Below are 26,070 nucleotides of genomic sequence, written 5' to 3'. Positions count from 1 at the left end.
GACGTCGCAAGCTATCGTTTCTGATAGGGCGCCCCAGCGGAAGCCAGGCGGGGCAAGGCTTCGCGCGACAATCCCGACACGTTTCGCAAGCCCGCCTCAACGTCTGCAAACATTCGCGACACCGGTGTCATTTAGCGACGTGACCTCAGAGGGCGCGAGCTGTCGCGCCTCGAATTGAAGCCGGCCACCAACAAGCCGGCGATGTTGAGGGGAAACCGACATGCTCACGTCATCGTCGCGCCGTCGTGCGCTGAAGGCCCATGTTTCGGCCGGGGCCCTGCTGGTCGCCGTCGGCTTCGCCGGCGTCGCGCAGGCGCAACAAGCGCCCGCCGAGGACACCGCCGTGGAAGAGGTGATCGTCACCGGCTTCCGCTCCAGCCTGGCCAAGGCCCTGAACGCCAAGCGCGAAGAGGCCGCCGCCGTCGACTCCATCCTCGCCGAGGACATCGGCAAGTTCCCCGACCTGAACCTGTCGGAATCCATCCAGCGCATCCCCGGCGTCTCGATCGCCCGCGACGGCGGCGAGGGTCGTCAGATCTCGGTGCGGGGCCTGGGTCCGCAGTTCACCCGCGTGCGCATCAACGGCATGGAGGCCCTGACCACGGCCGGCGGGTCGGACTCGTCGGGCGGCACCAATCGCGGCCGCAGCTTCGACTTCAACATCTTCGCCTCGGACCTGTTCAACAGCATCACCGTGCGCAAGACCGCGGAAGCCTCGACGGAAGAGGGCTCGCTGGGCGCGACGGTCGATCTGCGCGCCGCCCGGCCGTTCGACTACAAGGGCTTCGCCATGGCCGCCTCGGCCCAGGCCAGCTACAACGACCTGGCCAGCACGACGAGCCCGCGCGCGGCCTTTATGATCTCCAACACCTGGAAGGACGACACCTTCGGGGCGCTGTTCTCCTTCGCCTATTCCAAGCGCAAGCTGGTGGAAGAGGGCAACAGCACGGTGCGCTGGGCCAAGGGCGGCTTCGGCTCTGAATCCGACAGCGCCCTGACCCTGGCCCAGATCAACGCGGCCTATCACCCGCGCATTCCGCGCTACGACCTCTACAAGTCCGAGAACGAGCGGTTCGGCGCGACCCTGGCCCTGCAATGGGCGCCGTCCGACAAGACCCTGGTCTCGTTCGACGGCCTCTATGCCGACCTGCGCTCGACCCGCGAGGAGTTGTATGTTGAGGCCGTCGGCTTCAGCGTCAGCGGCGCCACCGGCATCGGCGGCACGGAAGTGACCTCGGCGACGATCAACAACGGCGTCATCACCAAGGGCACGTTCAACAATGTCGACCTGCGGGTCGAAGACCGCTTCGACAAGCTGCGCACCAAGTTCACCCAAGGCTCGCTGACCGCCGAGCACAGCTTCACCGACAGGTTCAAGGTCGACGCCCTGGTCGGCAGCTCGGAGTCGGAGCACTCCAACCCGGTCCAGACCACCTTGACCTTCGACCAGAACGACGTCGACGGCTACAGCTACGATTACACCGACAGCACCAACCCGACCTTCAACTGGGGCACGGCCAACCTGACCAGCGCCTCGGGTTGGACCCTGTCGCAGATCCGCGAGCGGCCGCAGACGGCGACCAACACCTATGACACCGCCCAGGCCAACGCCCATTACACGTTCGCCGACGGCTTCAAGTTGCACGGCGGCGTCGATCTGAAGAAATACGAATTCGCCTCGACCGAGCTGCGCCGCACCGTCGGCACCAGCACCAACCAGGAAGGCGTGATCCCCTCGGCCATCGCCGCGATGTCGATCGCCAGCTACAGCAAGGTGGTCAATATCGGCAGCGTGTCGGTGCTGGTGCCGGACCTGGAGAAGGCCACCAGCCTGCTGCATCTGTACGACCAGACCGCCTATGGCGGTGCGTTCAAACTGGGCGCTCAGCCGGCACTCGGCAACAACCGCGGCGTCGAGGAAAAGGACAGCGGCGGTTACGTCCAGGCGGACTTCTCGACCACGCTGTTCGATCTGCCCGTGCGCGGCAATGTCGGTGTGCGCTACGTCAAGACCGACCAGACCTCGTCAGGCTACACCTATGTCAGCGGCTCGCCGGTGGCCCTGTCGACCTCGCGATCGTACGAGGACACCCTGCCGTCGTTGAACCTGGTGGTCGAGCCGCGCGACAACTTCCTGGTCCGCTTCGGCGCGGCCAAGGTGATGTCGCGGCCGGACCTGGGCAGCCTGACGCCGGGCGCGACGGTCAGCGTCTCGGGCTCGACCCGCACGGTCAGCGTCGGCAACCCCAACCTCGATCCGTTCCGGGCCAACGCCTATGACGTGTCGCTGGAATGGTACTTCCAGCCGGGCTCGCTGCTGGGCGTGGCGGTGTTCCGCAAGGACGTCGGCAGCTTCGTCCAGACCCTGAGCGAGAGCCGCGCCTTCACGGGCAACAGCTATGGCCTGCCCGACAGCGTCGCCACCGCCGCCTGCGGCACGACAACCAGCTGCTCAGCCTCGACGCTGTGGACCTTCAGCCGGCCGGTCAACACCGAGGGCGGCAAGCTGACGGGCGTGGAGATCAATTACCAGCAGGCCTTCAAGTTCCTGCCCGGCCTCCTGGCCAACACCGGCGCGCTGCTGAACTACACCTACGTCAAATCCGAGATGAACTACCTGGACAGCACCGGGGCGGTGGTCGCCACGACCGACCTGACCGGCCTGTCGCGCAACGCCTACAACGCCACTTTCTACTATGAGGACGCCCGGTGGAGCGCCCGCGTCTCGGCCGCCTATCGCGACCGCTACTACACCAAGGTGCCGGGCGCGGAGACAGCCTCGGGCACGGCCTATGACGGCACCAACTCGACGCTCAATATCGACGCGTCGCTGCAGTACACGGTGAACCGGAACTTCAAGCTGACGCTCGAGGGCGTGAACCTCACCGACGAGTATCAGTACCAGTTCAACGGCGTGGAAAACATGACCACGACCTATCACCACACCGGCCGCGAAGTGCTGCTGGGCGTGCGCTACAACTTCTGATCCGAGGGCGGCTCTTCCTCGTTCGGGGGAGGGCCGCCAGCGGTCTCAGGCGCGGTAGAGGTCGGTGTCGGGGTCGTCCTCGCCGCGGATCTGGGCCGCCACGATCTGCGAGGCGATCACCGAATAGGTGATGCCGTTGCCGCCGAAGCCCATCACCGCCCAGGTGTGGTCCATGCCCGGGACGGGGCCGATGCTGGGCAGGCCCGTGGCGCTCGATCCGAACGCCCCGGCCCAGCCGTAGTCGATCTCGAAGTCCACCTCGGGCAACAACGCCTTCAGCTTGCCGGCGATGGTCCGGCATTTGCGCTCCAGCTTGGCCTTGTCCTCGTGGGCGACCGGAGAGGCCTCGTCCTCGCCGCCGACGATCAGCCGTCCGTCGCCGCCCATGCGGAAATAGAGGTACGGATCCGAGGCCTCCCAGACCAGGGTGTCGCGCAGCCAGGCCGGGCAGCGCTGGCGCGGCTTGGACGCCATGGCCCAGGTCGAGATCACCTGCGCGCCAGGTGTCGGCACGCCCTTGGGGAATTCGTAGCCGCAGCAAAAGACCACCGATTTGGCCCGCACCGCGTGGCCGGCGTCGGTGAGCAGGGTCACGCCGTCCGGATCGCTGAGCGCTTGCAGCACCTCGACCTTCGACCAGACCTTCGCGCCCCGCGCCTGGGCTCGCCGCAGCAGGCCGGCGGCCAGCCGGGCCGGATCGCCGCTGGCCGAGCCGCTGGAGACGATGGCCCCGGTGCGATCGATCCCGAACCGCTCGCGCAGTTGGCTTGGACCGACATAGACGCTGTCCAGCCCGATCGCCGCACGCGCCTCGGCCTCGGCTTCCAGGGCGCGATGGCCGTGTTCGTCGCCGGCCAAGTAGAGCGAGCCCTTGTCCTTCAGGCCGCAGACGATGCGCTCCTCGGCCACGATCTGCTTCAGCGCGTCTACGGCCGAGCGCGATCGCAGGTAGGCCCGCCTGGCCTTGTCCGGGCCGATCGCCTTGGCCAGGGTGGTCAGCGGCAGGTCGATCTCCCACTGCAGCAGGGCGGTGGAGGCCATGGTCGATCCCATCAGGGGCGGGCGGCGGTCCAGCACCGCGACCGAGCGGTCCTTCGACAGTTCGTGGGCCATGAAGGCGCCGCTGATTCCGGCCCCGACGATGGCGACGTCGACGCTGATTGCCGCCGTCAGCGGCCGGACGGGCACGCCCAGGCCGGGGCTGTCCGCCCACAGCGACCGGCCGGTCCGCAAATCGCGCTTGATCGTGGCTCCGGTCATAGCAACTCCCTGTAAGCCGAGCCTTAGCTCTCCAGCGTCATGGCGGTTCCACGGCTGCGCCGATGCTCTGCAATGCGGGCTCAAGATTCATATCGTTTGACAGAAAGTTTTTTATAATTGAGCTTGGCGTCATGAAGGAGCGCCATGGCCACGGTCGTGCAGTTGAAACGTCCCGTCCGCCCGAGAGCGCCGCCCATCGCCGGGTGCGGATCGGCAGCGGCTGGATCGCCGGCCTGTTCACCCGCCTGTTCGCGCTGTCGGCGGCCATCCTGGTCACGGCCATCGCGACGATGTTGTTCTATCGCGGGGACCTGGTGAAGATCGGGCCCGACAACTGCTACATCGGCGACGCGCCGGCCAACGCCGTGGCCTTCAGCTCACTGCCGCCAGTCCACCGCCTGGTCTATGTGCTGGTCGGGATCGTGCGGGCTGCGCCGATCCTGATGCTGTTCTGGAGCTTGCGCGACCTCTTCCGGCACTACGCCGATGGCGAGGTGTTCTCCCGCGCGGTCGCCGTGCGGTTCAAGCGGATCGGCCTGTGGCTGTGCGCCTACGCCGTCTCGCCGTTCCTGTGCCACCTGGCCCTGGCCGCCACCGGCTACGAGATCGACAGGAGCTGGGCCCACATGGCCAGCCTGCAGGCCTTCGTGCTGGGCCTTCTGGTGCTGGTGATCGGCCAGGTCATGCAGGTCGGCCGCGAGATCGAGGAAGACCGCGAGGCGTTCGTCTGATGCCCATCGTCCTTCGCCTCGACGTCATGCTGGCCCGCCGCAAGGTCCGCTCCAACGTGCTGGCCCGCGCCATCGGCATCACCGACGCCAACCTGTCCCTGCTGAAATCGGGCAAGGTGAAAGGGGTCAAGTTCGAGACCCTGGAAGCGATCTGCGCGTACCTGCGCTGCCAGCCCGGCGACATCCTGGAATACCAGGCCGAGCAACCGCCCGACGCGCAAGACGACGAGCTGAAACGCGCCGGCTGACGGCGCCCAACCCCGGAGACCTCCGATGAGATTTTCAACGCCCGTCGCGGCTGCCTGCTGCTCTGCGTCGGCGTCGCGAGCGCCGCCCAGAAGACTCTCGACGTCGACGGCGGCAAGATCGTTTACGAGACCTGCGGCTCGGGCGGCCAGACCGTGGTGCTGCTGCACGACGGCATCCTGCACTCGGCCGCCTATGACGACATCTGGCCGCTGCTGTGCCAGCGCTACCGGGTGGTGCGCTACAACCGGCGCGGCTATGGCGCCTCGCCGCCGGCGATCGCGCCCTACAAGCCCGCCCACGACCTGGCCGCCCTGATGAAGGCGCTCGACATCCCGCACGCGACGCTGATCGGCTCGTCGTCGGGCAGCGGCGTGGCGGTCGATTTCGCCTTGGCCCATCCCGAGGCCGTGGATCGGCTGGTGCTGGTCGGCCCCTGGATCAGCGGCTTCGACGCCTCGTACGGCTTCATCGCCCGGAGCCTGAAACTGCTCATCCTGTTCAAGCTGGGCGCGGTCAACAGCGCCGTGAAGGACCCCTACATCCTGACCCGCAACGCCGCGCCCGAGCGCAGGCGCGTCGCCGACCTGCTGCGCGCCCATCCCGGCAATGTCGCCGCCGGCATGCAGGAGCGATCCCTGGGAGCCGCAAAGCCGCGCCTGGGCGAGATCCGCGTCCCGACCCTGATCCTGGTCGGCGCGGTCGACATCAAGGACGTGCGGGAGCAAGCCAAGGCGCTGGAGGCCGCCATCCCCGGCGCCCGCCGCGTGGTCGTCCCCGACAGCGGCCACCTGATGTACCTGGAGCGGCCCAAGGCGTTCGCCGGCGAGGTCATCGACTTCATCGACGGGCGGGGGAGGTGAGGGGGAGCCTCCCCCGCCGCGACCGGGATCAGGGCTTGGGCTTCAGCATCCCGTGCATGCCGATCCATCGGACATAGGCGTCGAACCAGCCGGTGCTGGTGGTGGTCTTCTGGTACATCCCGAACCCATGCCCGCCCTGTTCGTAGAGGTGGAACTCGACCGGGCGCTTGGCCGCCCGCCAGCTGTCGATCAGTCCCGAACCGCTGTTGGCGAAGAAGGGATCGTCGGCGGCCAGGGCCACGAACAGCGGCGGGGCGTCGGCGGGGACGGTCACGGGCGTGATCGGGCCGTAGATCAGGCCGATGAAGGCGGGCTTGGCGTCGTCCCCCGACAGGGTCGTGGCCAGGGTCAGCATCGCGCCGGCGGAAAAGCCGACCATGCCGACGCGGTCGGGATCGACCTTCCATTCGGCCGACCGTTTTCGGACCAGGGCGAACGCCGCGCGCGCATCGGCGATCTGCGGAGCCAGGCCCGCGATCGCGGCCTGCGGATCGGGTCGAGGCCGCTGTGCGGTGGTCGAGAACAGCTCGTTCATCGAGCGCTCGAAGCCCGGCATGTCCGGCGGCGTCGGGTTCAGCCGGTATTTGAGCACGAAGGCGGCCACGCCCTTGTCGGCCAGCGCCCGGGCGACGTTCCAGCCTTCGTTCTCCATCGACAGGGTGCGAAAGCCGCCGCCGGGCGCGACGATGACCGCCGCGCCCGTCGCCTTGGCCGGGTCCGGCAGGAAGGGCGTCAGCGTCGCCACCGTGACATTGCGGGCGAAGGTGCTGCCGTACTGACTGTGCCAGGCCTCCGGCGAGGTCGCGCCCGGCAGGGCTCCGGTGTCCAGCGTGATCGCGTTCGGCTGGGCCGGGACGGCCATGGGCGTCATCTTGTCGTTCTGCGCCTGGACCCCGCTGGCCAGGGCGAGCGCCAGGGTCAAGCCGGCGAGGCCGGCGCGAAGGCGCCGGTTTGGGCGTGCGGACCACGCGAGATCATGGTGTCTCAAGGCGTTTCTCCCTTTTTGCTCTTCTTGTCGTGACGATGAGGCGTTGGGCGAGCCCGTCCGGGCCTGCGATCAAGGGTCTCATGTCTGAGGAATGGTAGCGCTAACGAAACCGTTCTCGCAATAGCGATCGGAGAGCGCATATTCGTGTTTCACGCCGTGTTGTCTGGGCGACAGGCAGCGCTGGGGCCGTGAGCGCCGTATTGGCCGGGACAGCGTCGCGAACGGATCGAACGATTGACGACCGGTTTTGTCTGAGTAAATCTCCAGCCGTTCTGGGAGGAGCACGACGATGGGTTTGGGTTGGATGGCGCTTGCGCTGGCCGCGACGTTGTCCGTCGCTTCACCGTCCGAGCCGAGCGACGGCGTGGGCGTCGCGCCGGGGTCGAACCCCCTGTTTCGAGACAGGTTCACAGCGGATCCCGCCCCGCTGGTCGTCGGCGATCGCCTGTTCCTCTATGTCGGCCACGACGAGGCTCAGCGCGACGAGATGTTCAACATGCGCGAGTGGCTGGTCTATTCCACGACGGACATGAAGACCTGGACGGCCTATCCGCCGATCATGAAGGCGACGGACTTCAAGTGGGCCAAGAAGGACGCCTGGGCGTCGCAAGCCATCCAGAAGAACGGCAAGTTCTACTTCTACGCCGCCGTCGAGCACGACGCCACGCACCCCGGCAAGGCCATCGGCGTGGCGGTGTCGGACCGACCGACCGGGCCGTTTGTCGACGCGCGCGGGTCGGCCCTGATCACCAACGAGATGACGCCCAAGGGGACGCATAGCTGGGAGGACATCGATCCCACCGTCTTCACCGACGACGACGGGACGACCTGGATCGCCTGGGGCAATCGCCAAGCCTATATCGCCAAGCTCAAGCCGAATATGATCGAGATCGACGGTCCGATCACGGAGATCACGCCTCCGCATTTCGAGGAGGGGCCCTGGCTGCACAAGCGCGGCGGCCTCTACTATCTGACCTACGCCTCGCTCGACCGCTCCACCCAGCGCGACGAGCACGTTTCCTACGCGACTGCGCCGGCCATCACCGGTCCATGGACCTATCGCGGAGAGCTGACCGGGGCTGGCAAGTACAGCTTCACCATCCACCCGGGCATCGCCGAGTTCAAAGGCGAGTGGTACATCTTCCTGCACAACGCGGCGCTGGCGGTCGGCGATCAGAACGGCGCGATCGGGCGTCGGGCGGTGACGGTCGAGCGCCTGCGCTACAACGCTGACGGTTCGCTGCAGCCGGTCGTGCAGACCGAGGCCGGCGTTTCCGCGCCGAGGCCCTGACGAAGGCCAGCCTCGGGAAGGTCTGCTTCAGGCCGCCGCCTTGTCCTTCTTGCGGCTGAACGTCATCGCGCCATCGTCCACGCGGCCCAGCTTCAGGGCCATCAGGTCCAGGGCGTAGTTCTGATAGGCCTTCCAGGGCTTCTTCTTGCCCTGCTTGGGGAACTTCTCCATGGCCCGCTGGACGTAGCCGGAGGTGAAGTCCAGCCAGGGCTCGATCTCCATGCCGGCCGCGTCGACGCGGGGCACGCAATAGGCCAGGCCGTTGCGGTCCATGTGGTTGAGCAGCTTGCAGACGTACTCGCTGGTCAGGTCGGCCTTCAGCGTCCACGAGGCGTTGGTGTAGCCGAACGCCGAGGCCAGGTTCGGCACGTCGCTGAACATCATGCCCTTGTAGCTCATCGACTGGGAGAGGTCGGCGACGACGCCGTCGACCACAACCTCCATGCCGCTGAGCAGCTGCATGTTCAGGCCCGTGGCGGTGACGACGATGTCGGCGTCCAGGGTCTTGCCGGACTTCAGCGTCAGGCCCGTCGGCGTGAAGGTCTCGATATGGTCGGTGACCACCGAGGCCGAGCCGGCCTTCAGCGCGGCGAAGAGGTCGGCGTCGGGCACCAGGCACAGGCGCTGATCCCAGGGATTGTAGCGGGGCGTGAAGTGGGTCTCGACGTCGTAGTCGGGGCCCAGCTGCTCGCGCACCAGGCCGATCAGGCGCTCCTTGGTCTTCTCGGGCTTCTTGCGGGCGATGTTGAAGAACAGCATCGTCAGCAGCACGTTCTTCCAGCGGGTGATCCCATAGGCGGTCATGGCCGGCAGCTTGGCGCGCAGCCAGTTGGCGACGGGATCCTCGGCCGGGCGCGAGACCACATAGGTCGGCGAGCGCTGCAGCATGGTGACGTGGGCGGCGGTGCGGGCCATTTCCGGCACCAGGGTCACGGCGGTGGCGCCGCTGCCGATCACCACCACGCGCTTGCCCGCGTAGTCGAGGTTTTCGGGCCAGTGCTGGGGGTGGACCAGCTTGCCGCCGAAGCTTTCGACGCCCGGAAAGTCGGGCGTATAGCCGGCCGCGTAATTGTAGTAGCCGGCGCACATGTAGAGGAAATTGCAGGTGTAGGCTGCGGTCTCGCCGGTTTCGCCGCGTTCCACCTCGACCGTCCAGGCGACGGTTTCGCTGGACCAGCTGGCGCGTTTGACTTGGTGGCGGTAGCGGATGTGTCGGTCGATCCCGTGCTCGGCGGCGGTCTCGCGGACGTATTTCAGGATCGACGGGCCGTCTGCGATGGCCTTGGCCTCGCGCCACGGCTTGAACGAATAGCCCAGAGTGTACATGTCGCTGTCCGACCGGATGCCCGGATAGCGGAACAGGTCCCAGGTGCCGCCGATGGCCTCGCGGCCCTCGAGGATCGCGTAGGTCTTGCCCGGACAGTTTGCCTGCAGGTGGTAGCCCGCGCCGATGCCCGAGAGGCCCGCGCCCACGATCAGAACGTCGAAATGCTCAGGTGTCGCCATGCCGTTTCCGCCCCAGAGGATCGGATCCGGCTGTCCCGGATCTCGTGTATCTGATCAATGTTCACCAACAAACGACCGTTTAGACCTAGCGTCAACCTGCTCCAGACTCACCGCGTCGGTTTTCATTGGCGACGCGGCGCGAGACGCGTATGCGGGGGGCCATGTCCCTGCGCGATTTCGGCGTGCTGGTCCTGATCTGCCTGGTCTGGGCCGGCAACAACATCATCTCCAAGATCGTGGTCGCCCACTGGGGCGTGCCGCCGCTGTTCTATGCGTCGGTGCGGTTCGCGCTGGTCGCCCTGGCGACCTTGCCCTGGCTGCTGCCGGCGCCGCGCCCGACCTGGCGGATCGTGGCGGTGGCGCTGCTGATGGGCGCGGGGAACTTCGCCCTGCTGTTCATGGGTTTCAAGACCGCCTCGCCGTCGGCGGCCTCGGTGATCATCCAGCTGGGCGTGCCCTTCACCACCATCCTGTCGATGCTGATGCTGGGCGAGCGCATCCGCTGGAAGCGCGGTCTAGGCATCGCCCTGACCCTGGCCGGGGCGGTGACGGTGATGTGGAGCCCGCATGGCCTGCAGCTGTCGGCCGGCCTGTGGCTGATCGCGGCGGCGGCCCTGGCCGGCTCGCTGGGCGCGGTGATGATGAAACAGGTCGAGGGCGTCAGACCCCTGCAGTTCCAGGCCTGGGTCGGGTTCTGCTCGGTCTGGCCGTTGGCCGGCCTGAGCGCCGTTAGCGAGCCGGGCGGTTTCGGCCTGGCCGTCCACGCCGGCTGGCCGTTCGTGGCGGCGGTGCTGTTTTCGGCCCTGGTGGTTTCGGTGGTCGCCCACACCGCCTATTACGGCCTGATCCAGCGCTACGAGGCCAATCTGATCGCGCCGCTCACCCTGATGACCCCGCTGATGACCATCGGTCTGGGCGTGCTGGTCACCCACGACCATGTCGACCTGAAGATGGGCGTCGGCGCGGCCCTGGCCCTGATCGGCGTGCTGATCATCGCCCTGCGCAAGAACCAGGTCATGCCGCTGCTGCTTCTGATGAGGAACCGATCCCAATGACCCTGTCCCTCATCGAGACCCCGTCGCCCAATTTCGACGCCCGCAAGGCCGTGCCCGACTGCGTGATCCTGCACTATACCGGCATGGAGACGGGCGAGGGCGCCATCGAGCGCCTGCGCGACCCCGAGGCCAAGGTCTCGGCCCACTATGTCGTCGAGGAAGACGGCCGCATCTTCCGCCTGGTGGCCGAAGAGCGCCGCGCCTGGCACGCCGGGGCCGCGTTCTGGAAGGGCGTCAAGGACATCAACTCGGCCTCGATCGGCATCGAGATCGTCAATCCCGGCCACGAGTTCGGCTATCGCGCCTTTCCCGACGCCCAGATCGCCTCGGTGATCAACCTGCTGGCCGACGTGCGCTCGCGCTGGATGATCTCCGACAGCCGCATCCTGGGCCATTCCGACATTGCGCCCGCCCGCAAGATCGATCCGGGCGAGCTGTTCCCCTGGAAGCGCCTGGCCGAAAGCGGTCACGGCCTGTGGATCGAGCCGCCCCCGTCGCCAGGCGCGCCGTTGGGCGAGGGCGAAGAGGGCACGGGCGTCTTCGCGCTTCAGGCCGGTCTGACTCGCCTGGGCTACGACTGCGCCCCCTCGGGCAAGTACGACGCCTGGACCACGACGGTGGTCTCGGCCTTCCAGCGCCACTGGCTGCAGAGCCGCTTCGACGGCATCGCCGACGGCGAGACCCGCGCCCGGCTGGTGGGCCTGCTGCGGGCCGGCGACTGATGCATCCGGCCCGGTCGTTCCATGTCGAGGATCGCGCGCGGCTGATCGCCTTCCTGCGCGAGCACCCGTTCATGACCCTGGCCGCCAGCGTCGGTGGTCGGCCGATGGTGGCCCAGGCTCCGGCGGTGGTCCGCGAGATGCACGACGAGCTGGTCGTCGACTTCCACCTGTCGCGTGGCAACACCCTGGCTCCGCACCTGGTGCAGGGCTTCCGCGCCGTGCTGCTGGCCACGGGGCCCGACGCCTATGTCAGCCCCGACTGGTACGAGAGCGCCGACCAGGTGCCGACCTGGAACTACCTCTCGGTCGAGGCCGAGGGCTCTGTCGCCGTGCTGGACGAGGCCGAGCTGATTGAGCAGCTCGACAGCCTGTCCGAACAGGAAGAGGCGCGTCTGGCGCCCAAGCCCGCCTGGACCCGCCACAAGATGGCGGCGGGCAGGTTCGAGGCGCTGCTGCGCGGCATCGTCGGCGGGCGGCTTTACGTCGATCGCCTGGAGGGAACCTTCAAGCTGTCGCAGAACAAGAAGGACGCCGACCGCCTAGGCGCGGCCGCCGGTCTGGGCGATCACCCGCTGGCCGCGCTGATGCGCCAGGACTCGGCTCTCGCGTAAGAGGCGAGCAGCCGGGCGTCCTTTGTGCCCTTGTCGCAACCAGTCACGAAATGTGGTTAACAGGTATGACGATTGCGGAAGCCAAGCTGCCGCCATTGAGTCATGTTCTCGACGTCAACCAGAACTAGTCTGGCCGTGGGGGCGGATCGAGGCGTGGTAATGATGACGACGACACCGAAGCGAATCTTCCAGACCCGCTCCAGCTCGCCCAGCCCCCGACGCGCGCGTCTTGAGGCCAGCGAAGCGCACTTGCGCGGCCTGCGGCTGCCGCCGGGCCATCCTTATGAGTTCTTTCCGGTCGGTACGCCGTTCTGGATCGCGCGTCCGCTGGCGCTGCTGTTGTCGGTCGGGCGCAAGAGCCCGGCTTGACCCACCGGCCTTTGGCCGTCATTGAACCGCTCGGACCAGATGGTCGGGCGGTCGCGGTCCTCGCAAGAGGGTCGAGGAAAGTCCGGGCTCCACGGTGACAAGGCGGCGGGTAACGCCCGCCGGGAGCGATCCCAGGGATAGCGCCACAGAAAGCAAACCTCCTCCCTTTCGAGGGCGGGAAGGGTGAAAGGGTGGGGTAAGAGCCCACCGCGGACCTGGCGACAGGGACGGCATGGCAAGCCCCGCCTGGAGCAAGACCGAATAGGGACCCCGCGCCGGCCTCGCGTCGGATAGGCCGTCACTGGCTGAGAGGGTTCGGGTAGGTCGCGAGAACCGTCCAGCAATGGGCGGTCCAGAGGAATGATCGTCGCGCTCTCGCCCTTCGGGTCGAGGGTGGCACAGAACCCGGCTTATAGACCGTCTGGTCCGTCTCTCCCCGTCTTGAATGTGGCGGGGAGGTGGCGGGTGTCCCCAATCCCAGCCCAATCCCAGCTTGTCGAACGCGGGTTCCTTTACGGAGCAAGCCTTTGCGCGCCCTCAACACTTAATAGTTCTGTGTATGTTCTGTTGATAGCTTGCGACCGCCTGTCGTTAACCGGTGCGACATCTTTGTTTTCACGGCGAAACGGCCGTTGGTGTCATTGTTTCCCAATTCATCCCATGTTAACCCAGTTGGGTCGGACGCACTGGGAATTTGCGATCCGGCCGGGGCTTGGCAGGGGTAGGGCGTGTTCCTCTCGACGTTCGAGAAGCAGGTGGACAGCAAGCGGCGCATCGTTGTGCCGCAGGACTTCCGCGCCGCTGTCTCGGGTCCCTTCGACGGCGTGTTCTGCTTTCCCTCGATCGAGGCCGATTGCCTGGAAGGTGGCGGAAAAGCCTTGTTCGACCGTTACCTGGGCGTGATCGAGGAGCTGGAGTTCGGCGATCCGGTCCGCACCGCGCTGGAGACCAGCGTGCTGGGCGGCATGGCCAAGCTTTCCTTTGATACAGCTGGTCGCATTACGCTTCCCGACCACCTGTGCGAGATGTTCGGTCTTAGTGATTGGGTGACCGTCGTCGGCATGGGCGAGCGTTTTCAGATTTGGTCGCGCGAGGCCTTCCAGGCCCATCGCGCGGCGCAGCGCGAGCTGGCCCGCGAGGGCCTGGCGGCGATGCGCGTTCAGCAGCGCACGGCGCGATTGGCCGGCGCATGACCGAAGCGGCTCCGCATATCTCCGTCCTGCTGGACGAGGTCGTCGAGGCCCTGGCCGCCAAGCCGGGCGACGTCATCATCGACGGCACCTTCGGGGCGGGCGGCTACACCCGCGCGATCCTGGCGACCGGCGCCAGCGTGGTCGGCTTCGACCGCGACCCGACCGTCCAGCGCTTCACCGAAGGCCTGCCGGGCGACCGCTTCCGCCTGGTGCAGGACCGCTTCTCGCGGATGGCCGAGCATTTCGAGCCGCAGTCGGTCGACGGCGTGGTGCTGGATATCGGCGTGTCGTCCATGCAGCTGGACGAGGCCGAGCGCGGCTTTTCGTTCATGCGCGACGGCCCGCTGGACATGCGGATGGCCGACACCGGTCCGACCGCCGCCGACCTCGTCAATGAGCTGGACCAGGTTGAGCTGGCCCGCATCCTCTATGTCTATGGCGAGGAGCACGCCTCGCGCCGCATCGCCAGCTTCATCGTCCGCCGTCGCGAGGAGCGGAAGTTCGAGCGCACGCTGGACCTGGCCCACGTGATCGAGCGCGCCCTGGGCGGCCGCAAGGGCGCCAAGGTCCATCCTGCCACCCGCTCGTTCCAGGGGCTGCGCATCGCGGTCAATGACGAGTTGGGCGAGCTGGAAGCCGGCCTCGCGGCCGCCGAGCGCATCCTCAAGCCGGGCGGCCGCCTTGCGGTGGTGACCTTCCATTCGCTGGAAGACCGCATCGTGAAGAACTACCTGGCCGAGCGGGCGGGGCGCACGCCGGGCGGGTCGCGCCACCTGCCGCCGGTCCAGGCCGGCGCGCCGGCCAGCTTCCAGCTGATCGCCAACAAGGCCATCGCGCCGGGCGAGGCCGAGCTGGCCGCCAATCCGCGCGCCCGCTCATCGAAGCTGCGCGCCGCCGTGCGCACGACGGCCCCCGTGTGGGAGGCCGCCGCATGAGCGTGTCCCAGTTGTTCAATCGCCGCGTCCGCGGCTTCCGGGTCGTCGAGGTGGTCGGCCTGGGCATCCTGCTCACCCTGGTCACCAGCGTCTACCTGGCCAAGACCGTGGCCGGCCGCGAGCGCAACGAGATCACCCGCATCGAGGCGCAGATCGAGGACGAGAAGACCCGCACGCGCCTGCTTCAGGCCGAGGTCGCCTTCCTGGAGCAGCCGCGCCGCATCGAGCAGCTGGCCGTGGCCATGGGCCTCCAGCCGATCGCCGCCAGCCACGAGGTCACCGAGGACGCGCTGATCGACGTTGCGCGCCATCACGAGCCCGCCAAGCCGGTCCAGCTGCCGACCGCGCCGGTCGCGGCCTCGGACCTGGCCTCCGACGCGCCCGAGCCGACACCGGATGCGCCGCCCCAGCCGGAGGTTCTGCATTGAGCCTCGCCAACCTGGGTCCGCAAGGTTTTCAGCCCGGCGCCTGGCGCTGGCTGATCGAGCGCGTCTGGCGCCTGGAGCACGCCTTCGAGCGCTCTCGCGCCGCGGCCAAGCCCGAAGACGACACCCGCATCCGCATCTTCTTCGTGGGCGCCTTCTTCGGTCTGTGCTTCGTCGGCCTGGGCCTGGGCGCCAGCTACTCGGCCCTGTTCTCCGATGTCGGCAAGGGCAATGGCTTCCTGGCCTCGACCGAGGGCGCGCGCGGCGATCTGGTCGACCGCGACGGCCGCCTGCTGGCCGTCGACCTGACCCACTACGCCCTCTATGTCGATCCGCGCGAGGTCTGGGACAAACAGGAGGCCCGCCGTTCGCTGGGCCACGCCCTGCCGCAGGTTCCGGCCAAGCGCCTGGACAAGGTGGTGTTCGGCGACCGCCGCACCTTCCTGGTCGGCGGCCTGACCCCCGACGAGAAGGACGCCATCTTCAATCTGGGCCTGCCGGGCATCTCGTTCGAGGACCAGGGCCGGCGGATGTATCCGCTGGGCGCTACGGCCGCGCACCTGATCGGCTTCGTCGACAGCGGCGGCAAGGGCCTGGCCGGCGCCGAGCGCGCCCTGGACAAGCCGATCCGCGGCGCCGCCGGCGGAGGCGGTCCCACGACCCTGTCGATCGATGTGCGGGTGCAGGCCGCTCTGGAGGACGAGCTGCGCAAGGCGGCGCTGGAGTTCCAGCCCAAGGGCGCGGTCGGCATCGTCACCAACGTCCACACCGGCGAAATCCTGGGCCTGGCCAGCTATCCCGACTTCGACCCCAACAAGGCTGGCGACGCCACCGACGACCAGAAGCTGAACCGCGCGGCGGCCTCGGTCTACGAGATGGGCTCGACCTTCAAGGCCTTCACCGTGGCCATCGGCCTGGACACCGGCGTGGCCACGCCCAACTCGACCTTCGACGCCCGCGAGCCCTTCAAGCTGGGCTACCGGACGATCCACGACTTCCACGCCAAGCATAAGATCCTGACCCTGATCGAGGTGTTCCAGGTCTCGTCCAACATCGGCACCGCCAAGCTGGCCGAAGCCATCGGCGGCCAGCGCCTGAGCCAGTACTTCGCCAGCCTGGGCCTGACCAAGCCGGCCAAGATCGAGCTGGCGGAGTCGGCCTATCCGCTGACCCCCAAGGTCTGGAACGTCGACGCGGTGGCCTCCACCTCGTTCGGCCACGGCATGAACGTCAGCCCCCTGGCCCTGACCCGGGCGATGGGCGCGCTGTTGAACGGCGGCACGATCCTGCCCCTGACCATCAAGAAGATGGCCCCCGGGGTCCGCCCCGAGGGGCAGCGCGTGCTGAGCGAGGAAACCTCGGCCGAGATGCTGAAGATCATGCGCGCCAACGTCGTGCCGGGTCTGGGCGGCAGCGGCGGCAAGGCCGACGTGCCCGGCCTGTCGGTGGGCGGCAAGACCGGCACCGGCGAAAAGTACGATCCGACGATCAAGGGCTACAACCACCAGAAGCAGGTCTCGTCCTTCGCCTCGACCTTCCCGACCGAGGGCGGGGTGGAGGCCGACCGCTACTTCGTGCTGATCCTGCTGGACGAGCCGCATGGCAGCCCGGGCTCGGGCGGCCAGTCGACCGGCGGCTGGGTCGCCGCGCCGGCGGCCGGCCGGGTGATCGCCCGCATCGCGCCGTTCCTCGGCGTGCATCGCCGGCCCGAGATCGTGACGACCGCTTCCTCGACGACCGCCAACCCCGGGACTGGCCTGTGACCAAGACGCTTTCCGCCCTTCTGCAGCGCGAGCTTGACGCCGACCCGGTGATCAACGGTGTGACGGCCGACAGCCGCAAGGTCGGCCCGGGCACGCTGTTCGCGGCCCTGCCGGGCACGAAGGTCGACGGCGCCAGCTTCGCGCCAGGCGCCATCGCCGCCGGCGCGGCCGCCGTGCTGGGTCCTGTGGGCATGGACGACTTCTCGGTCCCGACCGTGAAGGTCGAGGATCCCCGCCGCGCCTACGCCCTGGCCTCGGCCGCCTTCTGGGGCGCGCAGCCGGCGGTTTGCGTGGCGATCACCGGCACCAACGGCAAGACCTCGGTGGCCGGCTTCTGTCGTCAGATCTTCGCCAAGCTGGGCCACAAGGCCGCCAGCATGGGGACCCTGGGCGTCGTGGTCAGCGGCCCCGGCGCTGCGGACCAGCAACTGACCCCGCCGGGCCTGACCACCCCTGACGCCGCCGATGTCGCCGAGATGATGGCCAGGCTGGCCGGCATGGGCGTGACCCACCTGGCGGTCGAGGCCTCGTCGCACGGCGTCGACCAGCGCCGCCTGGACGGGGTCAAGCTGACCGCCGCCGGCTTCACCAACTTCACCCAGGACCACCTGGACTATCACGGCTCGATGGAGGCCTATCGCGCCGCCAAGCTGCGCCTGTTCGACACCCTGCTGCCGATGGGGACGACCGCCGTCCTCAACAGCGACAGCGACGCCTTTCCGATCTTCGCCGCCAGCGCGGTGACCTCGGGCCAGAGCGTGTTCTCGGTCGGCGACGAAGGGCAGGGGCTGAAGCTCGTCTCGCGTGTCCTGACGCCGCACGGCCAGACCCTGACGGTCGAGGCCGCCGGCCAGACCCACACCGTGCAACTGCCGCTGGCCGGGGCCTTCCAGGCCAGCAACGTGCTGGTCGCCGCCGGTCTGTGCATCGCCGCCGGCGAGGACACGGCCGCCGTGCTGAAGGCCCTGGAGAGCCTGGAAGGCGCGGCCGGAAGGCTGCAGCGCGTCGGACGCGGATCGAGGGGCGGCGAGGCCTATGTCGACTACGCCCACACCCCGGACGGCCTGGAGACCGTCCTGGAAGCCCTGCGCCCGCACACGGCCGGCAAGCTGATCGTGGTGTTCGGCGCGGGCGGCGATCGCGATCGCGGCAAGCGGCCCCTGATGGGCGCCATCGCCGCGCGCCTAGCCGACGTCGCCATCGTCACCGACGACAACCCGCGCTCGGAAGAACCCGGCTCGATCCGCGCCGCCATCCTGGAAGCCGCCCCCGGCGCCACCGAGATCGGCGACCGCAGGGCGGCCATCCGCGCCGCCGCCGCCCAGCTGTCCGAAGGCGATGTTCTGGTGGTGGCCGGCAAGGGTCACGAGCAGGGCCAGCTGGTGGCCGGCGTGAACCACCCGTTCGACGATGTGGCCGAGACCCTGGCCGCGCTGGAGATGGCCCATGTCTGACGCTTCCCAGATCACGCCCCTCTGGACCGCCCAGGAGATCTCCAAGGCCACCGACGGCAAGGTGATCCAGAATTTCGCCGCCACCGGCGTGTCGATCGACAGCCGCAGCATCGAGGCCGGCGACCTGTTCGTGGCGCTCACGGGCGCGCGCGACGGGCACGAGTTCGTGGTCCAGACCAATGACAAGGGCGCGGCCGGGGCCCTGGTCTCCAAGCCCGTCGCCGTGCCGGCGGTGCTGGTCGAGGACACCTTCCGGGGCCTGGAACGCCTGGGCGAGGCGGCTCGCCTGCGCGCGCCTCAGGCCCGTCGCGGCGCGGTGACCGGCTCGGTCGGCAAGACCAGCGTCACCCGCGCCGTCGAGGCCGGCCTGCGCCTGGCCGGCAAGGCCCACGCCTCGGTGAAGTCGTACAACAACCACATCGGCGTACCCCTGACCCTGGCCCGCATGCCGCGCGACACCGAGCGCGCCGTGTTCGAGGTGGGCATGAACCACGCCGAGGAGATCGTGCCCCTGTCGCGGATGATCCGCCCGCATGCGGTGGCCATCACCACGGTCGGCCCGGTCCACCTGGAGAATTTCGCCGACGGCGAGGAGGGCGTCGCCCGCGCCAAGGCCGAAATCTTCGCCGGCCTGGAGCCCGAGGGCGTGGCGGTGCTGAACGCCGACAATCCCTGGTTCGCGCTTCTGAGCGAGGAGGCCGAGAAGGCCGGCGCGCGCATCTGGAGCTTCGGCTCGCACGAGGGCGTCACCGCCCAGCTGACCGGCTTCGACGTCCACGCCGACGGCGCGACCGTCTCGGCGGTGCTGCGCGGCGAGGCGATCAGCTTCCCGATCCTGCAGACCGGCGTCCACTGGGGCCCCAACAGCCTGTGCGTGCTGCTGATGCTGGAAGCCCTGGGCGTCTCGCGCGAGATCGCCCTGCAGGCCCTGGCGACCTTCGAGCCGATCGAGGGCCGCGGCGCCGAGAAAACTGTCAGGATCGAGGGCGGCGCCTTCACCCTGGTCGACGAGAGCTACAACGCCAATCCGGTCTCGATGCAGGCGGCGCTGAAGACGCTGGGCGCGCGGAAGGTCGCCGGAAAGCGCATCGCGGTGCTGACCGACATGCTCGAATTGGGCGAGGGCAGCGCGCGGTTTCACGCCGAGCTTGCGGAGCCGCTCGACGCGGCCAAGGTCGATCGCGTCTTTCTGGCGGGCATCCACATGAAATCGCTGTGGGAGGCGCTTCCGCCGACTCGGCGGGGCGGCTACGCCGAAGTTTCTGAAAAGTTAACGCCACTGTTGGCGGCGGAAATCGCGCCGGGCGACGTGGTGATGGTGAAGGGGTCGAACGGCTCCAAGGCCGGGGTCGTCGCCCGGGCCCTGGCCGCGCTCGACCTTGGGGAACAGGGCTGATGCTGTACTTCGTCTACGAATGGCTGGCGCGCGCGCACGATCACGTGCCGCTGCTCAACCTGCTCAAGTACCTGACCTTCCGCACCGGCATGGCCATGCTGACGGCCTATATCGTCGCGGTGGCCATGGGCTCGCGCTTCATCCGCTGGATGAAGGCCAAGCAGGGCAAGGGCCAGCCGATCCGCACCGACGGCATCGCCCGCCACGTCACCGAAAAGGCCGGCACGCCCACCATGGGCGGCTTCATGATCCTGGCCGGCCTGTTCGTCGGGGCCCTGCTGTGGGCCGACCTGCGCAACATCCACGTCTGGGTCGTGCTGCTGATCACCGGCAGCTACGGGATCCTCGGCTTCATGGACGACTACGCCAAGGTCACAAAGCAGACCACGGCCGGCCTCTCCAGCGTTCAGAAGCTGGTCGCGCAGTTCGCCGTGGCCATCATCGCCACCGTCATCCTGATCCTGTTCGCGCCCAAGTCGCCGATGACCCCGGGCATGGAGACCAGCGTGGTCTTCCCGATCTTCAAGGCGCTGGTGATCAATCTGGGCTGGTTCTACGTGGTGTTCGCGGCTGTCACGATCGCGGGCTTCTCCAACGCCGTGAACCTGACCGACGGGCTGGACGGCCTGGCCATCGTGCCGGTGATGTTCGCCGCCTCGACCTTCGGCCTGATCGCCTACCTCGTCGGCAACTACCGCTTCGCCGACTATCTGAACCTGCACTTCGCGCCGGGTGTCGGCGAGCTGGCGGTGCTGTGCGGCGCCATCATCGGCGGGGGCATGGGCTTCCTCTGGTACAACGCCCCGCCGGCCAAGATCTTCATGGGCGACACCGGCTCGCTGGCCCTCGGCGGCGCGCTGGGCGCGATCGCCGTCTGCGCCAAGCACGAGCTGGTGCTGGGCATCGTCGGCGGCCTGTTCGTGGCCGAGGCGCTGAGCGTCATGATCCAGGTCGCCTACTTCAAGAAGACCGGCAAGCGGGTCTTCCTGATGGCGCCGATCCACCACCATTTCGAGAAGCTGGGCTGGGCTGAATCCACCGTCGTGATCCGCTTCTGGATCGTGGCGATGATGCTGTCCTTCGTCGGCCTCGCCACGCTGAAGCTGCGCTAGGGAGACGCCGGAACATGATCCCCGTCCGCGGATTCGAGGGTAAGACGGTCGCCGTGTTCGGCCTGGGCCGGACCGGCCTGACGGCCGCGCGCGCTCTCGTCGCCGGCGGGGCTCAGGTCGCGGTCTGGGACGAGAAGCCCGGCGGTCGCGACGCGGCCGAGGCCGAGGGCCTCAAGGTGGTCGATCTGCGCTCGGCCGACTGGAGCCAGTTCGCCGCCCTGATGCTGTCGCCCGGCGTGCCTCTGACCCATCCCCAGCCGCACTGGACGGTGAAGATGGCCAAGGACGCCGGGGTCGAGATCCTGGGCGACATCGAGCTCTTCGCGCGCACGGTCAACGAGGCGCCGCCGCATAAGCGCCCCAAGATCATCGCCATCACCGGCACCAACGGCAAGTCGACGACCACGGCCCTGATTGGCCACCTGTGCGCCTCCGCCGGTCGCGACACCCGCGTCGGCGGCAATATCGGCAGCGGCGTGCTGGGCCTGGACGACATGCACGGCGGCGCGGTTTACGTGCTGGAGCTGTCGTCCTACCAGCTGGACCTGACCAGCAGCCTGAAGGCCGACGCCACGGTGCTGCTGAACATTTCGCCCGACCATCTGGACCGTCACGGGAGCATGGAAGGCTATATCGCCGCCAAGCGCCGGATCTTCCTCAACCAGGGCAAGGGCGACACCGCCATCATCGGCGTCGACGATCCGTGGTGCCAGCAGATCTGCACCGAGATCACGGCCGCCAACCGCCGCACCATCTGGCCGATCAGCGCCGGCAAGGCCATGGGCCGGGGCGTCTATGCGCTGCAGGGCGTGCTCTACGACGCCACCGGCGACCGGGTGACCGAGATGGCTGACCTGCTGCGGGCCCGCAGCCTGCCGGGCCGCCACAACTGGCAGAACGCCTGCGCCGCCTATGCCGCCGCCATCGCCATCGGCATCCCGCATCACGATGCGGTCGAGGGCCTGATGACCTTCCCGGGCCTGGCCCACCGGATGGAGACCGTCGGCAAGATCGGCCGCGTGCGCTTCGTCAACGACAGCAAGGCCACCAACGCCGACGCCGCGCGCCAGGCGATGAGCAGCTATCCCAAGTTCTACTGGATCGCCGGCGGCGTGCCCAAGGCCGGCGGCATCACCGACCTGGCCGACCTCTTCCCGCGCGTGGCCAAGGCCTATCTGATCGGCGAGGCGGCCGAGGCCTTCGGCGAGACGCTGGAGGGCAAGGCCCCGGTGCGCCAGTGCGGCAATATCGAGATGGCGACGGCGGCCGCCTTCTCCGACGCGATGGACAGCGGCGAGGACGCCATCGTCCTGCTGTCGCCGGCCTGCGCCTCGTTCGACCAGTTCGCGGACTTCGAAGCTCGGGGCGAGGCCTTCCGGGCGGCGGTCGAGGGGCTGGGGAAGATCGGCGCCAAGGCGGCCCGCGCCTAGGCCGCTTGCGTCCCGCGCTGATCCCGGCTGACATTGGCCGTGTGCGGGAGAGGCCGGATGACGACGTTCAAGTGTTTCTTTCCAGCCTGGATCGCCGCCTGGGTCGTGGCGATCTTCCTGCCCAGCCTGGCGTTCGCCTATCTGGGCGTCTCGCCGGCCGCCGCCGTGATGGGGACGGGGCTCGACAGGTTGCCCGCCACCGCCTGGAAGGTGGCCGACGACGTCGGGCCCGTGGTCAAGCTCGCCATCGGCGGCCTGTTGCTGGTCGGCTTCCTGGGTCTGGAGCGCCTGATCTCAGCGCGGTCGATCGCGCGCTATGGGGCCGGAGCGGGCTGGGGCGCGGCCGCCATCGCCTTGACGGTCGCCTTCGTGCCCCTGGCCTTTTCGCGAGGCTTCGCGGCCGCCCTGACGGGAAGTCGCTTCGACCTTTTGCCGACCGCGCTTTACCTGCTGGGCGGAGGGCTCGCCGGTCTTGTGTTCGTGTTCAGCACGGATCGATGCCGGCGCTAGGCTAGAGCCCGGCGAAGAACCGCTGATCCAGCACCACCAAGCCGTGGCAGATGGCGTAGATGCCGCCCCACAGCGCGGCGTTGGCCACGGTCATCGCGAACACCGCCAGACCCAGGGGCCATTGGCGCGGGGCGCGCTTGCCGCGAGCGTCAAATGGGGCGGACCGTTCGAGCGTAGTCATCAGGCAGTCTCCGTTAACTGTGAACAGGATCGAGATTGAGTCGGTTCCGGACCACTGCGACATTCGCCGCGCGCCGCCTTGTCGCACCCGAGCTTTCCGTCGCCGCCGATCTGGGCGAGGGTGGCGGACGCTCGCCGGAGACCGCATGACCAGCCTCCCACCGCCCGCCATTCTGCTCGACGGGGTCGGCAAGACCTATGCGGGCGCGACGGTCCTGGAGGCCGCCAGCCTGTCGATCGCCAAGGGCCAGTTCGTGGCCCTGGTGGGCGGATCGGGCGCGGGTAAGACCACCTTGCTGAAGACCATCAACGCCCTGATCGTCTCGACCACGGGGCGGGTGCTGATCGATGGCGCCGACGTCGCCGGCCAGCCGGGCCCGGCCCTGCGGCGACGCATTGGCTATGTCTTCCAGGAAGTGGGCCTGTTCCCGCACCTGACCGTGGCCCAGAACATCGGCGTCACGCCCAGCCTGCTGGATTGGCCCGCGCAGAAGATCGCCGCGCGGGTCGAGACCCTGCTGGACCTCGTCGACTTGCCGCGCGACGTCGCCGCGCGTCTGCCGGCGGCCCTGTCCGGCGGCCAGCGCCAGCGGGTCGGCGTGGCCCGGGCCCTGGCGGCCGAGCCCTCGATCCTGCTGATGGACGAGCCCTTCGGCGCCCTCGACCCGGTGACCCGCGTGGCCCTGGCCGAGGACGTGCGTCGCCTGCACGAGACCCTGGGCCTGACCACGGTGATGGTCACCCACGATGTCGGCGAGGCCCTGCTGCTGGCCGACCGCGTCGTGGTGATGGCCGGCGGCACTATCATCGCCGACGGTGCCCCCGCCGCCCTGATGGCCGGTCATGCCGACGCCCGAGTCGCCGACCTGATCGCCGCCCCGCGCCGACAGGCCGAGAAACTGGCGGCGCTGGCTCATGGATGATCGCCTGAACCAGGCCCTGGCCCTGCTGCCCGAGCGACTGGGCTGGCACGTCGCTCTCTCGGCTTCAGCCCTGGCGCTGGGCTTGCTGATCGCCTTGCCGCTGGGCGTCCTGGCGGCGCGGAGGCCGCGCCTGCGCTGGGTGTCGCTGTCGCTGGCGGGGCTGGTGCAGACCATCCCGAGCCTGGCCCTGCTGGCGCTGTTCTATCCGCTGCTCTTGCTGCTTTCGGGCCTGAGCCTGAAGCTCTTCGGCCATGGCTTTTCGGCCCTGGGCTTCCTGCCGTCTCTGCTGGCCCTGACCCTCTATTCGATGCTGCCGATCCTGCGGAACACGGCCGCCGGCCTGACCGGGGTCGACCCCGCCGTGGTCGAGGCGGCGCGCGGCGTGGGCATGACCGACGGCCAACGGCTGTGGCGCATCGAGCTGCCGCTGGCCGCGCCGGTGATCATGGCCGGGGTGCGGACGGCGGCCGTCTGGACCATCGGCGCGGCGACGCTCTCCACGCCCGTCGGCCAGACCTCGCTGGGCGACTACATCTTTTCCGGCCTGCAGACCGAGGACTGGGTGGCGGTGCTGGTCGGCTGCGCGGCCTCGGCCGTGCTGGCCCTGGTCGTCGACCAACTGCTGGGCCTGATCGAGACCGGCGTCGGCCAGCGCAAGCGCGGGCCGTGGATCGCCGGTCTGGCGGGCTTGGCCATCGGCCTGGTCGCGGCGCTCGCGCCCCTGGCTGGTAATGCCGTGAGCCGCGGCCAGCCCAGCTACGTCATCGGGGCCAAGAACTTCTCCGAGCAGTATGTCCTGGCCGAGCTGATGGCCGGCAAGCTCGAAGCCAAGGGCGCGCGGGTCGAGCGCAAGATCAACCTGGGCTCGGCGGTGGCCTATCGCGCCCTCGCGGCCGGCGAGATCGACGCCTATGTCGACTACTCCGGCACCCTCTGGGCCAATGTCCTGAGCCGCAAGGACAATCCCGGTCGCCAGGCGGTGCTGGACCAGCTGCGCACGGGCCTCAAGCAGCGCGACGGCGTCGTGCTGCTGGCGCCGCTGGGCTTCGAGAACGCCTACGCCCTGGCCATGCGCCGCGACACGGCCGAGCGCCTGGGGATCAAGACCCTGGCCGACCTGGCCGCCAAGGGCTCGGGCCTGACCATGGGCGGCGACCTGGAGTTCTTCTCCCGTCCCGAATGGAAGAGCGTCGAGAGCGCCTATGGCCTGCGCTTCAAGGCCAAGCGCCAGTTCCAGCCCACCTTCATGTACCGCGCCCTGGGCTCGGGCGAGGCCGACGTGATCTCGGCCTTCTCCAGCGACGGGCGGATCGCGGCCGACGACCTGGTGCTGCTCGGCGATCCCAAGGGCGCGCTGCCGCCCTATGACGCGGTGATCCTGGTCTCGCCCAGGCGGGCCGGCGACAAGCGCCTGACCGGAGCCCTGGCGTCGCTGGCCGGCTCGATCGACGTCAAGCGGATGCAGGCGGCCAACTATGCGATCGACCGGGACGCCGACAAGCTGAGCCCCGCGCAGGCGGCCCGGATGCTGGAGCGCTAGGCCGCCTCGACCCAGTGGGCGCGACGCCAGCTGTTGGGCGTGGCGCCGACCACCTGGCGGAACAGGCGCGAGAAGTGGGCCTGGTCGGCGAAGCCGCAGGCGATGGCGATGTGGCTCAGCGGATCGCTGGTGCGCAGCATCAGCCCCTTGGCCCGTTCGACCCGGCGGCCCATCACATGGGCGTGGGGCGAGGCGCCGAAGGTGTCCTTGAAGGCGCGGCTCAGATGGCCGCAGCTGAGGCGGGCCAGCTGGGCCAGGCTCTCGATGGTGATGGTCTGGTCGAGGTTGTCCTCGATGAAGCTCTCCAGCCGCTTGACGCGCCAGGGGGCCAGACCGGCGCCGCGCGGGGCGGGCCGACGGCGATCGGCGGCGGGCGCCGGCTCGCCGCTCTCCATCCCGCCCAGCAGGGCCGAGAGCTGGGCGATGGCGTCGCGGGCGGCGTCCAGATCATGGTCCAGCGTGCGCTGAGCCTGGTCGAGCAGGTCGGCCAGCATGGCGGGCGGAACCGGCGTGGCGCCGCGATAGGCGGGCGAGGCAAAGGCAAGGCTGACGGGCTGATAGGTCATGTCGTCGTCTCCACC

At 68.7% G+C, this 26,070-nt stretch carries 25 protein-coding genes and 1 other RNA gene; 21 read left to right on the top strand and 5 right to left on the bottom strand.

Annotated features, from left to right (window positions below; translation table 11 throughout):
* Window positions 1-220: 220 nt before the first annotated feature.
* A complete protein-coding gene (locus AC1RUS_RS17135) occupies window positions 221-2,986 on the top strand; it encodes a TonB-dependent receptor (protein ID WP_492917809.1) in 2,766 nt (921 codons plus the stop codon).
* Between the two features lie 45 nt (window positions 2,987-3,031).
* Here AC1RUS_RS17135 and AC1RUS_RS17130 read toward each other — a convergent pair whose 3' ends face one another.
* A complete protein-coding gene (locus AC1RUS_RS17130) occupies window positions 3,032-4,246 on the bottom strand; it encodes an NAD(P)/FAD-dependent oxidoreductase (RefSeq protein ID WP_492917808.1) in 1,215 nt (404 codons plus the stop codon).
* A 131-nt stretch (window positions 4,247-4,377) separates the two neighbouring features.
* Between AC1RUS_RS17130 and AC1RUS_RS17125 the strand changes: the two genes are divergently transcribed.
* The 3 genes from AC1RUS_RS17125 (at window position 4,378) to AC1RUS_RS17115 (ending at window position 6,086) form a co-directional block, all read left to right on the top strand.
* On the top strand, window positions 4,378-4,977 hold the full coding sequence (locus tag AC1RUS_RS17125) for a DUF2975 domain-containing protein (protein WP_492917807.1): 600 nt from the start codon (window positions 4,378-4,380) through the stop codon (window positions 4,975-4,977).
* Window positions 4,977-5,225 carry a helix-turn-helix domain-containing protein gene (locus AC1RUS_RS17120; RefSeq protein WP_492917806.1) on the top strand — a complete coding sequence of 83 codons (249 nt, stop codon included), beginning with the start codon at window positions 4,977-4,979 and terminating at the stop codon, window positions 5,223-5,225. The genes AC1RUS_RS17125 and AC1RUS_RS17120 overlap by 1 nt, the downstream gene beginning before the upstream one ends.
* Window positions 5,226-5,378: 153 nt before the next feature.
* Entirely contained in the window at window positions 5,379-6,086 is a 708-nt protein-coding gene (locus AC1RUS_RS17115) for an alpha/beta fold hydrolase (RefSeq protein ID WP_492917805.1), read from the top strand.
* A gap of 28 nt (window positions 6,087-6,114) precedes the next feature.
* On the opposite strand, the gene AC1RUS_RS17110 is transcribed toward AC1RUS_RS17115, so the two are convergent.
* The gene (locus tag AC1RUS_RS17110; RefSeq protein ID WP_492917804.1) at window positions 6,115-7,008 is read right to left on the bottom strand and encodes an alpha/beta hydrolase; all 894 of its coding nucleotides are present in this window, start codon (window positions 7,006-7,008) and stop codon (window positions 6,115-6,117) included.
* A gap of 355 nt (window positions 7,009-7,363) precedes the next feature.
* Here AC1RUS_RS17110 and AC1RUS_RS17105 point away from each other — a divergent pair, with 355 nt between their 5' ends.
* Window positions 7,364-8,365: a glycoside hydrolase family 43 protein gene (locus AC1RUS_RS17105; protein ID WP_492917803.1), complete on the top strand. Its 1,002-nt coding sequence runs from the start codon at window positions 7,364-7,366 to the stop codon at window positions 8,363-8,365.
* 27 nt (window positions 8,366-8,392) lie between these two features.
* On the opposite strand, the gene AC1RUS_RS17100 is transcribed toward AC1RUS_RS17105, so the two are convergent.
* A complete protein-coding gene (locus tag AC1RUS_RS17100; protein WP_492917802.1) occupies window positions 8,393-9,871 on the bottom strand; it encodes a flavin-containing monooxygenase in 1,479 nt (492 codons plus the stop codon).
* Between the two features lie 161 nt (window positions 9,872-10,032).
* Here AC1RUS_RS17100 and AC1RUS_RS17095 point away from each other — a divergent pair, with 161 nt between their 5' ends.
* The 14 genes from AC1RUS_RS17095 (at window position 10,033) to AC1RUS_RS17030 (ending at window position 22,846) form a co-directional block, all read left to right on the top strand.
* Window positions 10,033-10,926, top strand: a complete 894-nt coding sequence (locus AC1RUS_RS17095) for a DMT family transporter (protein ID WP_492917801.1) — start codon at window positions 10,033-10,035, stop codon at window positions 10,924-10,926.
* Window positions 10,923-11,648: an N-acetylmuramoyl-L-alanine amidase gene (locus AC1RUS_RS17090; protein WP_492917800.1), complete on the top strand. Its 726-nt coding sequence runs from the start codon at window positions 10,923-10,925 to the stop codon at window positions 11,646-11,648. The genes AC1RUS_RS17095 and AC1RUS_RS17090 overlap by 4 nt, the downstream gene beginning before the upstream one ends.
* Window positions 11,648-12,259, top strand: a complete 612-nt coding sequence (locus tag AC1RUS_RS17085; protein WP_492917799.1) for an FMN-binding negative transcriptional regulator — start codon at window positions 11,648-11,650, stop codon at window positions 12,257-12,259. Before AC1RUS_RS17090 ends, AC1RUS_RS17085 begins: the two co-directional genes overlap by 1 nt.
* A 159-nt stretch (window positions 12,260-12,418) precedes the next feature.
* The gene (locus tag AC1RUS_RS17080) at window positions 12,419-12,628 is read left to right on the top strand and encodes a hypothetical protein (protein ID WP_492917798.1); all 210 of its coding nucleotides are present in this window, start codon (window positions 12,419-12,421) and stop codon (window positions 12,626-12,628) included.
* Between the two features lie 35 nt (window positions 12,629-12,663).
* Window positions 12,664-13,057: RNase P RNA component class A (gene rnpB, locus AC1RUS_RS17075), an RNA gene on the top strand.
* Window positions 13,058-13,356: 299 nt separating this feature from the next.
* Window positions 13,357-13,821, top strand: a complete 465-nt coding sequence (locus AC1RUS_RS17070) for a division/cell wall cluster transcriptional repressor MraZ (RefSeq protein WP_492917797.1) — start codon at window positions 13,357-13,359, stop codon at window positions 13,819-13,821.
* A complete protein-coding gene (rsmH, locus tag AC1RUS_RS17065; RefSeq protein WP_492917796.1) occupies window positions 13,818-14,756 on the top strand; it encodes a 16S rRNA (cytosine(1402)-N(4))-methyltransferase RsmH in 939 nt (312 codons plus the stop codon). Before AC1RUS_RS17070 ends, rsmH begins: the two co-directional genes overlap by 4 nt.
* A complete protein-coding gene (gene ftsL / locus AC1RUS_RS17060) occupies window positions 14,753-15,184 on the top strand; it encodes a cell division protein FtsL (RefSeq protein ID WP_492917795.1) in 432 nt (143 codons plus the stop codon). The genes rsmH and ftsL overlap by 4 nt, the downstream gene beginning before the upstream one ends.
* The gene (locus tag AC1RUS_RS17055) at window positions 15,181-16,944 is read left to right on the top strand and encodes a peptidoglycan D,D-transpeptidase FtsI family protein (RefSeq protein ID WP_492917794.1); all 1,764 of its coding nucleotides are present in this window, start codon (window positions 15,181-15,183) and stop codon (window positions 16,942-16,944) included. Before ftsL ends, AC1RUS_RS17055 begins: the two co-directional genes overlap by 4 nt.
* A complete protein-coding gene (locus tag AC1RUS_RS17050) occupies window positions 16,941-18,398 on the top strand; it encodes a UDP-N-acetylmuramoyl-L-alanyl-D-glutamate--2,6-diaminopimelate ligase (protein WP_492917793.1) in 1,458 nt (485 codons plus the stop codon). The genes AC1RUS_RS17055 and AC1RUS_RS17050 overlap by 4 nt, the downstream gene beginning before the upstream one ends.
* Complete coding sequence (locus AC1RUS_RS17045; protein WP_492917791.1) at window positions 18,391-19,794, top strand: UDP-N-acetylmuramoyl-tripeptide--D-alanyl-D-alanine ligase; 1,404 nt, start codon at window positions 18,391-18,393, stop codon at window positions 19,792-19,794. Before AC1RUS_RS17050 ends, AC1RUS_RS17045 begins: the two co-directional genes overlap by 8 nt.
* Complete coding sequence (mraY, locus tag AC1RUS_RS17040) at window positions 19,794-20,906, top strand: phospho-N-acetylmuramoyl-pentapeptide-transferase (protein WP_492917790.1); 1,113 nt, start codon at window positions 19,794-19,796, stop codon at window positions 20,904-20,906. The genes AC1RUS_RS17045 and mraY overlap by 1 nt, the downstream gene beginning before the upstream one ends.
* A 14-nt stretch (window positions 20,907-20,920) precedes the next feature.
* A complete protein-coding gene (gene murD, locus AC1RUS_RS17035) occupies window positions 20,921-22,336 on the top strand; it encodes a UDP-N-acetylmuramoyl-L-alanine--D-glutamate ligase (protein WP_492917789.1) in 1,416 nt (471 codons plus the stop codon).
* 57 nt (window positions 22,337-22,393) lie between these two features.
* Window positions 22,394-22,846, top strand: a complete 453-nt coding sequence (locus tag AC1RUS_RS17030) for a hypothetical protein (RefSeq protein WP_492917787.1) — start codon at window positions 22,394-22,396, stop codon at window positions 22,844-22,846.
* A gap of 1 nt (window position 22,847) precedes the next feature.
* Here the strand turns inward: AC1RUS_RS17030 and AC1RUS_RS17025 are convergent, their stop codons facing one another.
* Window positions 22,848-23,027 carry a hypothetical protein gene (locus tag AC1RUS_RS17025; protein ID WP_492917785.1) on the bottom strand — a complete coding sequence of 60 codons (180 nt, stop codon included), beginning with the start codon at window positions 23,025-23,027 and terminating at the stop codon, window positions 22,848-22,850.
* Window positions 23,028-23,172: 145 nt separating this feature from the next.
* Between AC1RUS_RS17025 and AC1RUS_RS17020 the strand changes: the two genes are divergently transcribed.
* A complete protein-coding gene (locus AC1RUS_RS17020; protein ID WP_492917784.1) occupies window positions 23,173-23,949 on the top strand; it encodes an ATP-binding cassette domain-containing protein in 777 nt (258 codons plus the stop codon).
* Window positions 23,942-25,489, top strand: coding sequence for an ABC transporter permease/substrate-binding protein (locus AC1RUS_RS17015; RefSeq protein ID WP_492917782.1), 1,548 nt, complete (start codon window positions 23,942-23,944; stop codon window positions 25,487-25,489). Before AC1RUS_RS17020 ends, AC1RUS_RS17015 begins: the two co-directional genes overlap by 8 nt.
* Here AC1RUS_RS17015 and AC1RUS_RS17010 read toward each other — a convergent pair.
* Entirely contained in the window at window positions 25,486-26,055 is a 570-nt protein-coding gene (locus AC1RUS_RS17010; RefSeq protein ID WP_492917781.1) for a helix-turn-helix domain-containing protein, read from the bottom strand. The two genes, AC1RUS_RS17015 and AC1RUS_RS17010, sit on opposite strands and share 4 nt — an antisense overlap.
* Window positions 26,056-26,070: the final 15 nt, after the last annotated feature.

The sequence above is a fragment of the Caulobacter sp. GW821-FHT10F06 genome (assembly GCF_058809215.1).
The sequence above is the reverse complement of the archived record's forward strand: the minus strand, read 5'-3'. Positions and strand labels throughout refer to the sequence as shown.